Here is a 12,719-nt window from a genome sequence, read left to right on the forward strand (position 1 = left end):
GCAACGCCGGAGGGCCGCTCGATCGCGTCGCGTCGAGCATCCGACGAGCGGCCAACGGCTCGCACTACGCGGCCGGCACACGTCAACCGGTGAGCTAGATGAGGCGGTCGTGATCTGAGATGGCGTCGAGTTCGGCGCGTCGTCGGGCGCGTGGGCCAGCAGGCACTTGGCGCTGGCGCCGTCGCGTGCAGGCACGCTGCGGCCGCGGTCGAAGGAGCAGCGCAGCGACTGTTCGCTGTCGATCATCTCCAGGCACAGGACGCGGTCGTTCACGAGGGCGACGAGCGCCACGCTCTCGTGGCTTTGCTGTGCCAGCACGCGCATGTGGTGGAGCCCTCCATGCAGGCCTGAAAAGCCGCCAACTTGTGCTTCTCTGAATACTTGACACCACCCCAAAAAGTTGCGTCTGGGAAGCCACTGGAGATGAAGCAATCTTCTCGAGAAGTTGAAAAAGTTTTACTCAATTTTATAGATTCATTTTTTGAGGATTGTTCATTTACTTGTCATGAGGCCTATCTAGCATCCGCTGGCCGACCCACACCCAATGACAGGAGCTTTCATGAACATCAAGCAACGCGCAGCCGCAATTACAGGCGCTCTTCTTAGCCTGTTTCTCGTGGCCTGTGGTGGAGGGGGAGGAGGTGCTCCCACGATGCCCGCTCTCATCCCCACCTCCACAACTCCACCCACATCTCCCGCTGCAGCAGATCCCGGGGCTTCACGGCCTGCGGCCGTGGTGCACTGCGCGCCTTAAAGACTGCCCCTCCATCCAACTAGAAAGACCGAGTCATGCAATCGAACGATCGCCGCAAATTCTTGCGGTCAGCATCCCTTTCCGTTGGCGCAGTCACAGCGCTGACCGCATTTCCGCCGAGCATTCGGCGCGCACTGGCCATTCCGGCTGCGGTGCAATCCGGCACCATCAAGGACGTCAAGCATGTCGTGATCTTGATGATGGAGAACAGATCGTTCGATCACTACTTCGGCACGCTCAAGGGCGTTCGCGGCTTCGGCGATCGCATCACCATTCCGCTTGCAAGTGGCAAATCGGTTTGGTACCAGTCCGACGGCACCAAGGACATTACTCCTTACCATCTCGATCCGGCGACCATGAACGCGATGCGGTTTGGTGACGTACCACACAACTACCAGGACTCGCAACTGGCGTGGCGCCAAGGCAGTATGGGCTTCTGGCCGCTGGACAAGACGACAGCAAAGCGTCCCAACTCGTGGGCGACCATGGGCTACTTCAAGCGCGCGGACATTCCCTTCCAATTCCAGCTCGCGGAGGCCTTCACGCTTTGCGACGGCTACCATTGCTCGGTAACCGGTCCGACAATTTCAAACCGGGTGTTCCTTTTCTCCGGCTCCGGTTTCAACCCGGATCTGGCGCAACGAGGAGTGAACTGTACGGACGCCGACTCCGAGCCGAACAACATGCGTGGCTGGGTGGACTACAACCGCGGCTGGGTGGACTATTCCCAACGAATCAGGGAGCCTGAGCCGCTGGATCCGAACGCCGACGGATATCCGTACTACGGCTTCAACACGAGAAACGCTCCGTTCCGATGGCCGACCATCCCGGAGGTTTTGCAGAAGGCAGGCGTGACCTGGCGTATTTGCCAAGACCCTGTGGACAACTTCGAAGGTGCCATGCACGGTTGCCTGCCGTTTCAGAGCTTCCGCGACGCGCAGTCCGACCACAGTTCGCCGTTGTTCAAGAATGGAATGACCCCGTGGACAGTGGAGGACATGAAGAAGGATGTTCTCGCCAACAAGCTTCCCGAGGTGGTTTGGGTCTTGCCCTCGGAGCCCACCTGCGAGCATCCCGATTCCTCGAGTCCGGTGCAGGGAGGCCACTTCATCCAGCAGGTTCTGGATGCCCTGACGGCCAACCCAGAAGTGTGGAGCAAGACGGCTGTCTTTGTGAATTTCGACGAGAACGACGGCTTCTTCGACCACCTCCCCGCGCCCGCTGTGCCCTCTTACAACCCGGACGGCACGCTGGCGGGGAAGGCAACATTGCCTTTGGACGGCGAATACTACGATGCCACCGCGGACCGGCGCCAACTCGATCCCAAAGACACGATTACTGGCACGGTGCGACCGTTCGGCCCGGGTGCACGCGTGCCCATGTTCGTGATTTCTCCGTGGAGCAAGGGCGGTTGGGTGAATTCCCAGGCTTTCGACCACACCTCGGTGGGCATGTTCCTGGAGAAACGATTCGATATCACGGTTCCAGCGATCAGCCCTTGGCACCGGGCGGTCTGCGGTGATCTGACCTCGGCCTTCAATTTTTCGACACCCAATGACCCTCAGTTTCCGAAGCTGCCGGACACCAGCAACTACGCCGCGATCGAAGCTGAACAGAAGAGCAAACCCTACCCGCCAGCACCGACCGCCACGCAGGTGCCTGTCCAGGAGTCCGGGGCACGCCCGTCACGCGCGTTGCCCTACGAGCTGCACACGAGTGCGCGCGTCGTGGCGGGCAAGGTCGACCTCCTGTTTTCCAACACCGGCAAACAGGGGGCGGTGTTCCATGTCTACGACAAGCTGCACTTGACCCGCATTCCGCGCCGCTACACCGTGGAAGGTGGCAAGGCCCTGACGGATACCTGGAGCATCTCTGGCGACGGTGGGAAGTACGACTTGTGGGTCATGGGCCCGAATGGCTATCTGCGCCATTTCACTGGAGACACCGGCAAATCGGGGCAGGCCCAGCCGGAGTGCCAGGTGTGCTACGACGTGGCCAATGGCGACGTCTATCTGCACATGCGAAACACCGGCACGACCGCCTGTAGCGTGACAGTCAGGGCCAATGCCTACCGTACTGATGGCCCCTGGACCATGACCCTGCCCGCTGGCGGTGCCGTGGTCGAGAAGACCTGGTCTCTAGACAACAGCGCTCACTGGTACGACTTCAGCATGACCCGGTCGGACGAGCCCAGCTACCTGCGTCGCTTCGCCGGACGGGTCGAGACCGGCCGGGACAGCGTCAGCGATCCGGCCATGGGCAGCCTACGGTAACGACTGCTCTCACCTATCTGCTCGCTTGGCTGGTCACTCGGACTGACTACGCGCTCGCGAGAATTTGAGAAATATGCGGTTCACCAAGGATCCGAGCACGCCCTGTCGTTCCTTCGGTGAATCGTCTCATCCCGACTACCGATGACTGGCACTCGTGGAAAGACCAGTTCATGGCTATTGAACCGTACCACTCGGTGGTCAGTTTCAGGTGCTGGCCGCATCCACTTGGAGCGACGCAAGAACGCGGCCATGCTGTTTGCGCAGTCAACCACAGTCTGTGGATGGCCAGAAGAAGCTTATTGCGATGAAAAGACCGGTGAGTCTGCAAGCGTTCTTCCAGGTAGGAAGTCGCGCTAGCCCGTTCGTGCTCACCCCGGATCTATGGCGCCTTGCGCAGGTCGGCGACTGCGGTTGACGCGCCTCTAGCAACCAGGCTCTCGCTATCGTTGCGGGCGACTATCCCCCGCGCTTGAGTGGCGCACGACCTCGAAGTTCTGCCGCTCGAGCCGAACGAGTCGATTCAGTTTCTTGCCACAGGAGAAGCTGACGCTTTCCACAATGAGCACAGTAGTAGAGACGACGTCGGACGAAGAATCGCATCCAAGCACTTCGATGCAAACGCGAGAGATCGTCGACGCCGCACCGGCAGGAGAGAAAAAAGTGCAGAAGCATGTAGTCCGAAGAAGCCGACAGTGGCGCAAACGAAATAGCACCGATCGGGATGTTGACTGAAAGAGGTTTTCTAAGCATCAACACGGCCCGTCCAAGAATCTAGTGCGATGTCATCGAGATTAGCTGACGTTCGATTGAAGCCTCCCCCCATTTACAGGGGGGAAGCGGCATGGCCAATTTGTCGCCACACGGACATGGGCCCTTCATAGCATCAAGCGCTTTTCACTACGTACTGCATTGCATGCTGCAACTCTTCCCACCTTTCAAGGCCTCCCTCCTCCGAATCCTGACTTTGACCGCCTGCGCGGTTTCCATTTGGACCGCGCTTTCAGCTTGCGGTGGTGGCGGCGATTCCGTCGCATTCCCCCCGGTGCTTCCAACGACACCAGCGCCAACACCAACCCCTGTGCCGGTGCCAGCGCCAGCGCCAGCCGTGGAGCGCAGTGTGCAGGGCGTTCGCCTTATCGGAGAGCAGGTGGTCGCCAATGATTTGAAGGTAGACGGCGTGCAGGTCGGTGGACTGTCTGCCGTCGACTATGACCCGGTTGCCAAGCTCTGGTACTTTCTGAGTGACGATCGGACTGCATCGCGATTCCATACCGCCGAATTGCAGTACGACGGTTCGAACTTCGCGGCGATCCGGTTCCGATCGACACTCGCGCTCAAGGATATGGGAGGTAAGGCCTATCCCAGCAGCGATCCGGCGCCCGGCGGCACCGTGGCCGATCCTGAGTCCTTCCGTGTCGACCCACAGGGTGGCGGCCTCTGGTGGGGTAGCGAAGGTGACCGTGCCAAAGGTCTCACTCCCTTTGTCGCGCGCATGGCCACCGATGGTGTTTCCAACTTGATTCTGCCGACGCCCGCGATGTTCAAGATGTCGCCAACAGAGGAAAAAGGCTCGCGTAACAATGCCACCTTTGAAGCACTGAGCTTCGCCTCAGATGGAAAAAGCTTGTGGGTCGGCATGGAAGCACCGATCTACGAAGACGGCCCATTGCCCACGTTGTCGAGCGGTTCCGTGTCTCGCTTCACGCAGATGGACCGCACCGGCAAGGTGCTCAAGCAAGTCGCATACCCCATCGACCCGATCCCGGCAGCGCCCGCCGCTGGCAAGAATGCGGACAACGGTGTTTCGGAAATGCTTGCGATCAACGATCACCAATTTCTGGTGATCGAGCGCTCGGGCGTTCAGGGTGCCGATGGCCTCTACGTCAACTACATTCGTCTCTACGAGGTCGAGACGAATGACGCCACCGACGTGAGCAGTTTGACAAGCCTGACGGGTGCCACCTACAAGCCCGTTCGCAAGCGCCTTGTGTTGGATCTGAACACGCTGGGCCTGCGAAAGATCGACAATATCGAAGGCATGACTTGGGGCCCGAAATTGTCCAACGGCAACGACACGCTCGTGCTGGTTTCGGACAACAACTTCAATACCACTCAACAGATTACGCAGGTTCTGGCCTTTGAGGTGGCGCCGAAAAGGTGAAGTAAAAAGCCACCGACCAGCGCCTCGTACACATGAAGTACGAGGCGCCGAAATTCTCCGGGATGACTGCGAGAGGTTAAGGCGCAACGCGTTCTTTGGAACGGTGCATTTGTATTTCCGGAGAGGAGATCCTCGCGACTTCTCCAGGCGCGGCATGAAGTCATGTTTCCTTTCGGCGCCGAGGTTAGAAATCCGTGGTTCGCGAGTGGCCTTGGTTCAAATCATTGCGCAGCATCATTTCGCGTTCATCGAACGTTTCATGATGTTGCGTTGCATTCCGGTAACGGGCACAGTCCTCAACCTGCCAAGTGGTTGTCGACACCTCATGTACGCAGACAGCCTGTGCGTGGCTCGGAAATCGCTCCTGCGCAAGATTCAAGCGGGGGATGCCGAGCGCCCGCCAGACCAAGACTCTCGCACCCCTGCGAGGATTCGTGCGAACCGACGTTAGTCAACCTTGACTTGGAATAGCACGGTGCCATTTCCTCCGGGATTCAATGCACCAGTGAATGCCCAACTCACCGATCCCGCACCGCCAGTGGACTGCATCGCATCGCATGCCACAGTGGCTGAGGGCGGAGGATTTGCTGGAGTCACTTTCCTGCACGCCGTCAGCGTGACGGGTGTGGTGCCCGCCGTGCTCGAAATGAAGGTCGTGTAGGCCGGCGTCGTGTCGTTCACCGTGAGGTTGCCGATCGGGCTGGTGCCGTTGTTGGTGTAAGTGACACGATATTCCAGCGTCTCCCCGGACTTGGCCTGATTGTTGACGCTAAAAGCCGCTGCGCCCTGCGTCAAGTTGCGCACCTCCTTCTTCAACTCCAGCGCGGACATCGAGACCGTCGTGATGTCGTCGAGCGTGTAGCTGGCGCTGAGCGCTGGGGCTGGCAACGAATTGGTGAGGATGAAGTTGGCCTGCACCTTCGCATCGTTCGAATAGCCCGGTTGGGCTGTGGCTGGAATGAACTCCTGCACTATCACGCACACCGTCTGGCTCACGGTCACGGCGATCGCTGCAGAAGGCGGGTACAGCGTGGCGGCGCCTGGCTGAAGGCTCCCGCTGCAGGTCGGGTCCGCAAAGATCTTCTCTGCCCAACCGGTCAGGTTGGGCGTCGATGTCGAAGCGCTGATCGCGAAGGTGACGCTCCCGGCCGTGCCCGCCGTGAAGGTGTGGGCGTAGGTCACCGTGTTGCCCGGCTGACCGGTCTTCGCTCCACCCGTCGCAAAGGCGCTGTTGTCGACGTCGCCGAAGTTCAGGTTGCTGTGGCCCGTGCCGTTCCAGCTGAAGGCGATGCGGTCGGGCGTGCCGGTGCGCGTGTAGGTATAGGTGCCACCGGCTGCGGCCACGGTCGAGCCTGACGGCAATGCGACGTTGCCCACCGAAGCGCCCGTCGACACGCGCGTGCCGGGGTTTGTTTCTTCCACGCACATCGCCGAGCCCGTCGCCGTGCCAGCCGGCACGCTCAGGCTGTAGCCGCCCGACGCGTCCGTGAGCGCGCTCGCGTACACGGTCGCGCCGCAGTTGGTTAGCCGCACGCTCACGCCCGACAGCGGGCCTTCACCGCCGTTGACGATGCCGTCGTTGGCTGTGCCGCCACCGATGCCGTTGTCCAGGAACACGCGGCCGCTCACGATCGCCGCGAGCGTGTTGGTGAAGGTACAGACCACTGCCGTGCCGTTCGTCAGCCCGGCCGCGGGCAGCGTGACGGTGCCCGCCACGAGATCGACCGCAGCGGTCGCCCCACCCGCGAGGCCCGTGCAGGTCGCGCCCGAGAACGCGAAGCCGCCGGGCATCGAGGCCGCGACTTCGGTCAGCACCGTCTGCGTGTTCGCCGTGGTCAGCGTCTTGATCGTGCCCACCACCGTCGAGCCCGACACCGAGACGTTGATGCTGTCCGCGCCGAAACCGTTGGTGCCGCTGAACGCGAAGGTGCCCGTGCCGCCCAGCGCCTGCTTGCGGATCTGGACCGTCGGCAGGCGGTTGTTGGCGTAGGTACAGACGATCGCCTTGCCGGCATCGCCCGCGCCGATCACCAGCGTGTTGCTGGCCTGGCCGTTGGTGCCGCTCAGCGCGTTGGCCGTGGCGCCACCATCGGCGGTACACGACAGCACGGTCGTGTAGTTCGCCAGCGTGCCCGTGGTCATGGTTTCCGCGGGGAAGGTGATGGTGTTGCCGACAGCGGCCACCACCGCCGTGCCGCTGTTGCCGGCCGTGGGCGCGGTCGCGGTGAACAGCGCCGTGTTGTTGGCGCCGCCCGTGGTCGCGCCGATGCTGGCGACGTTGCCGGTTTCGCTGTTCGCGCCCCAGGCCTTGCGCACCTGCAGGGTGACCGTCTTCTTCGCGTTCGTGTAGGTACACACGATGGCCTTGTTGGCATCAGCCGCGGGGATCGCGAGCGTGTTGCTCACCTGGCCGTTGGTGCCGCTCAGCGGGTTGGTCGTGGCGCCGCCGTCGGCGGTACACGCGAGCACGGTGCTGTAGCTGGCGAGCGAGCCCGTGGTCATCGTCTCGGCGGGCAGCGTGAGCGTGCCACCGACGACCATCGACACTGCCGTGCCGCTGTTGCCGGCGGTGGGTGCGGTCGCGGTGAACAGGGTCGTGTTGCTGCTGCCGCCCGAGGTGGCGCCGATGCTGGCCACATCGCCGCTCGTGCTGTCCGCGCTCCAGGCCTTGCGCAGTTGCACGGTGACGGTCTTCGGCGTGTTGGTGTAGGTGCAGACGATGGCCTTTCCGGCGTCGCCTGCGCCGACCAGCAGCGTGTTGCTCACCTGCCCGTTGGTGCCGCTCAGCGCGTTGGCCGCGGCACCGCCGCCGGCCGTACACGCGAGCACGGTGGTGTAGTTGGCGAGCGTGCCCGGCGCCATCGTCTCGGCCGGCAGCGTGATCGTGTTGCCTGCCTGCACGCTCACGGCGGTGCCGCTGTTCGCACCCGTGGGCGCCGTCGCGGTAAAGGCCGTGGTGTTGTTCGATCCGCCCGTGCTCGCGGCGATGCTTGCCACGTTGCCGGTGATGCTGTTGGGGTTCCAGGCCTTCGCCAATTGCAGCGTGGCGGTCTTAGGCGTGTTGGTGTAGGTACAGGCGATGGCCTTGCCCGCATCGCCCGCGCCGACCAACAGCGTGTTGCTCGCCTGGCCGTTGGTGCCGCTCAGCGTGTTCGCCGTGGCGCCGCCATCGGCCGTACACGACAGCACGGTGGTGTAGTTTGCGAGCGTGCCCGTGGTCATCGTCTCGGCCGGGAACGTGAGCGTGTCGCCCGCGCCCACCGACACCGCGGTGCCGCTGTTGCCGGCTGTCGGCGCCGTCGCCGTGAACGCGGTGGTGTTGCTCGCGCCGCCCGTGGTCGCGCCGATGCTCGCCACGTTGCCCGTGGTGCTGCCTGCGGTCCAGGCCTTGGCCAGCTGCAACGTCGCAGCCTTGCGCGTGTTGGTGTAGCCGCAGGTCACCGCGCTGTCCGACGGCATCGTGAAGGTGCGGCTCAGGCCGCTGCCGGTCACCGTCACCGTGCTGCCGTCCGACACCTTGGTACAGGCCAGCGTCGTGGTGTAGTTGGCCGCGCTGCCAACCGTGAAGGCTTCGGCCAGCGTCACCGTGGCGCCGCTGGCCGCGGTGGCCGTGGCGTTGGTGATGGTGGCCGGCGCGGTCGACGTGCCGGCGGTCGCGCCCGTCACTTCGGCGGCGCTGCCGCTGACCGTCAGGTTGACCCTGTCGCCGGCGATGGCGCCGGTCCAGCTCTTGGTCAGCGTCACCGCCGCGGTCTTGCGGGTGTTGGTGTAGGTACAGACGACGGCCGTGTCGGCCGGGCCGACCGTCAGCGTGCTGCCCGACAGGCCGCTGGTGCCGGTACAGCTCAGCGCGCTCGTGTAGTTGGCGGCGCTGCCGGTGGTGAAGTTCTCGGCCAGCGTGATGACGCTGCCCACGGGAACGGCCAGTGCCGTGCCGGTGTCGGTCTCGGTGGCGGTGTTGGCCACGGAGGCCAGCGTGGTCAGGCCCGTGCCGGTGACGCTCACCGCGTCATTGACGATCGCGCCCGACCAGGTTTTGGCCAGCGTCACGTTCGCCGTCTTCGCGGTGTTGGTGTAGGTACAGACGATGGCCTGGCCCGCGTCGGCCGCGCCGATCAGCAGCGTGTTGCTCGTCTGGCCATTGGTGCCGCTCAGCGCATTGGCCGTGGCTCCGCTGTTGGCAGTACACGCCAGCACCGTGTTGTAGTTCGTCAGCGTGCCCGTCGTCATCGTCTCCGCGGGCAGCGTGATGGTGTTGCCCGCCACCACGTTCACGGCCGTGCCGCTGTTGCCGGCCGTCGGCGCCGTCGCCGTGAATGCGGTGGTGTTGCTCGCGCCGCCCGTGCTCGCACCGATGCTCGCCACGTTGCCGGTGAGGCCGCCAGCGCCCCAAACCTTGGCCAGTTGCAGCGTCGCGGGCTGGATCACAGCAGTCGTCGTCGTGCTGGCATCGCAGGGCTGCCCCGCGGCCACTGTACAGAGCGGATCGCCGCCCCCCGCCACATTCACCGTGTTGGTGGCGCCCGAAGGCCCCACTGCGCTGACGGCCACCGTGACCGGTACGGTGATCACGATGCTGCCGTTGGCGACGCCCGTGGCGATCGAACAGCCGGTGAGATTTGTGGCACCCGCCGCGGGGCACCCGCTCAAGGTGCCGCCCGTGGCTGTGACAGGACCGCTGGTGGTGATGCCTGCAGGCAAGGCGTCCGTCAACGTGATCGGTGCCGTCGTCGGGCCATTGGCCACCGTGATGGTGATGGTATAGCGCTGTCCGCTCGCCCCCACCAGCATGGGATTGGCACTGGCCGTCTTGGTAGTCGTGAGTTGGGGCAGCCTCCTTCTGTTGGTAAAGGTACAGGTGATGTCGTCGTTGCCTGTGGGTGTCACCGAGAAGCCGGAGGTACCACTGCCGCTCGGCAGCACGGTGGTGGAGCCCGCAGTCGCATTGGTACAGCTGAGGCTCGAGACATACAGCGCCATGACCGTCGTGAGGTTGCCTTGTGCCTCGGACAACACGTAAGTACCGCCGGAGTTGGCGGGTGAAGACGCGTTGGTGTCGGCAAGGCCGGTGGCCGTGGTTCCGCTGCCAGTGGTGGTGGTCGTCGTCGAGGCGCTGGCCGTCCCACCGCTCGGGCCAACGATCGACAGGCTGAACTGGTCGGGTGACAGGGGGGCATCAACCACACGCCCGTCGGGCAGCAGCTTGTTCAGGCGAATGCGCGGACGGGCGTTGGTGAACACGCAGGTGAAGTCGGCGCCAGCTTTCACGTTGGCAGCGGGAATCGTCAGCGTGCTGCCCGCCAGCGTGCCGATGGCGCCGGTGTTGCCTGTCGCCGCGCTGTTCGCATCGGTGCAACTCGCCGAGACCAGCGCCCATCCCGCCAGCGTGCCGGTCAGTGGCCCTTCGGTCAGCGTCACGGCCGTGGCCGTCGTGGTCACGTTGATCGGCGTCGGCGATGACGGCGTCGGTGTGCCCGCGGTGCTGGTCGTGATGCCCGCCGGTGCACTCGCCAGGTTGGTCTGAGTGAAGCTGAATGGTCCACCCGTTCTCCCCAACGTGACCTTCTGCACCTTCACCGTCGGTGTCTTGGCGTTCGTGAACGTGCAGGTGACCGTCTGTCCCGCCGCCACGGTGATCGAGGCCGTACCGCTTGCGACAGTCCCGCCGCTGGTACAGCTCACGCTGCTTTGCGTCCATCCGCTGGGCAGCGCCGCCTCCTTGACGGTGTAGACGGTCGCGCCGGGGGTGACGTAGAAGGTGCGGCTGTTGGGCAGCGTGGCATCCGTCGGATCGTCGTCCAGATCAAAGCTCGCGGGGAGGCCCGAACCTCCGGTCGTGGTGAAGCTGAAGTCCTGCGGGCTGTCAGGGATCGCATCCTTGACGATAACGATCGTCCCCATCACGGTGTCGGTATCGGTCGCCGTGTTATTTGCGGGAACAAGGTCGGTAAATCCCGCTGGGGGCGTGAGAGTGGCAGTATTCGAAATGGATGCGATTCCTGTCCCGACCGTTGCGGTAACAGTAAGCGTCAAGGAACTGTTCGGCGGAAAACTGGCAATCGCTGCACCGCCTTGAAGCGCCGCCACGCGCAACGCCTGGCTCGCCTGGGTCAGGCTGCTCGGGCAAGCTGCCGAACCGGTGGTGACCGCGCAGGTCACGCCGGTCACGGTCAGACCTGGGGCGATGGGGTCTGTCACCACAGCGCCGTCGGCGAAGTTGACGGAGGGATTGGTCACCACGATGGTGTACGTGGTCGTCGCCCCCGGCGACACCGACGTCGTGCCGTTCGTCTTGGTGATATTCAGATCTATCCCGCCTCGCGTCAACGTGAACTTCGCCGCTCGGCCACCCGTGGTGATTTGCGCTGACCCGTTCCGTGATTGCAATCTGATATTGGACGCAGGGACTCCGTTACTAAACTGAAATGAAGTGCTGAAGCCGTCAGACTCGGTGCCGGTCACGAAATGCGTTCCAGCGCTAGTGCCCGCGTCGACCACGGGGTTGGTGTTGATCACTGCTGGATTTGCCACTTCGGTGAATCCCGCGACCGTGTCAAAGCCCATGGCTCCGCCGCCAGCATATCCGTTGAAGCCGTACAGCAACACGCCGTCGCCAGCAGCGGTCGGCGCTTGACCCGCGTCGTAGCCATTGACACAAAGCGACCATGTCCCCGGCGCAAGACTGAGTTCGTAAGTATTGCCTGAAGTACAGTCCACCAGGCCGGTATCGACCATAGAACGAACAATGCCCGTTCCAGCATTGCCGTCCTTGCGCTGACTGACATTGTTGAACTGCAGAGCGGTCAGCAGGGCCTCATCGGCAGCGCGGCGTGGCACCTGCACATTAGGCAATGTCACGGTGATCGAACCACTGGCCGCGCCGCCGAGCAAGGTGCGCAGATCCGATTCATACAACGCGGCGAAATAGGCTTCCTGACTGTAGTAGGTCCGATCAAGCCCTCCACTGCCCAGGCCTTCAAATGTGGTCACAAAGCGAAGGTCACCGTTCGGCGGTGCCAGCGGATTGGTGAAGGTGAGGGATCCGCCCGGGCCGGTCGCAGTGTATTGAATCTGCAGATTCGCACCGTTGTTCGCCACGTAGTTAGGCGCGGCGAAGTTGCTGTTGGTCACATTGGCTGGTTCATCCGTGCAGCTTGCGTTGGAGTTGGTGCTGTCGGTAATGCAGTGATCACGCTCGAAAGCCGCCGTAAGGAAAACGATACGATTTCGCCCTGCGGCCACATTGAAGGTCAGGGTGGGCGTGCCGAGCGCGCCCGAGCCAACGGCGGAAGCCGATGCCGTGCCGGCGGAAGTCACCGTTTGCGCTTGCACCAGTGTCGGGATCAGTGCCAGTGTGGCCAAGGCAAGCAGACTGCTCGACAGGGCCGACGCGAATCGCGTGCACAGGTTTCTAGGCATCATTCTTCTCTTTTGTCGGTGAGGCAACGTGACGATGGATCCCGTCACTGGTCGAGTGGGCGCGGCGCCTGAAAGGAAAAAGTCCCGCCAATTGAACAGTCCATTCAGCATC

At 63.1% G+C, this 12,719-nt stretch carries 3 protein-coding genes and 2 pseudogenes; 2 read left to right on the forward strand and 3 right to left on the reverse strand.

All coding sequences use genetic code 11. The features are described 5' to 3' along the window. Window positions 1-138: 138 nt before the first annotated feature. Window positions 139-324 (reverse strand): annotated as a pseudogene (locus tag AC57B8_RS08190) (IclR family transcriptional regulator domain-containing protein); the annotation flags it as partial. 465 nt (window positions 325-789) lie between these two features. Here AC57B8_RS08190 and AC57B8_RS08195 point away from each other — a divergent pair. Further along, window positions 790-3,027 (forward strand): phosphocholine-specific phospholipase C, encoded by a 2,238-nt coding sequence (locus tag AC57B8_RS08195; RefSeq protein ID WP_496479236.1) that lies wholly within the window; start codon window positions 790-792, stop codon window positions 3,025-3,027. A 913-nt stretch (window positions 3,028-3,940) separates the two neighbouring features. Next, window positions 3,941-5,188 (forward strand): esterase-like activity of phytase family protein, encoded by a 1,248-nt coding sequence (locus tag AC57B8_RS08200; protein ID WP_496479237.1) that lies wholly within the window; start codon window positions 3,941-3,943, stop codon window positions 5,186-5,188. A gap of 447 nt (window positions 5,189-5,635) precedes the next feature. Here AC57B8_RS08200 and AC57B8_RS08205 read toward each other — a convergent pair whose 3' ends face one another. Together AC57B8_RS08205 and AC57B8_RS08210 are read right to left on the reverse strand one after the other, a co-directional pair. Then, a complete protein-coding gene (locus AC57B8_RS08205) occupies window positions 5,636-11,089 on the reverse strand; it encodes a prealbumin-like fold domain-containing protein (protein WP_496479474.1) in 5,454 nt (1,817 codons plus the stop codon). 24 nt (window positions 11,090-11,113) lie between these two features. Further along, a pseudogene (locus AC57B8_RS08210) lies at window positions 11,114-12,718 on the reverse strand (DUF11 domain-containing protein); the annotation flags it as partial. Window position 12,719 lies beyond the last annotated feature (1 nt).

The sequence above is a fragment of the Variovorax sp. BGA-UO-ETr-C22 genome (assembly GCF_059567965.1).

Bases quoted from the DNA above. Each gene is read 5' to 3' on its own strand.
- AC57B8_RS08195 (WP_496479236.1), top strand. From the start codon at position 790: ATGCAATCGAACGATCGCCGCAAATTCTTGCGGTCAGCATCCCTTTCC.
- AC57B8_RS08205 (WP_496479474.1), bottom strand. From the start codon at position 11,089: ATGGGGACGATCGTTATCGTCAAGGATGCGATCCCTGACAGCCCGCAG.
- AC57B8_RS08200 (WP_496479237.1), top strand. From the start codon at position 3,941: ATGCTGCAACTCTTCCCACCTTTCAAGGCCTCCCTCCTCCGAATCCTG.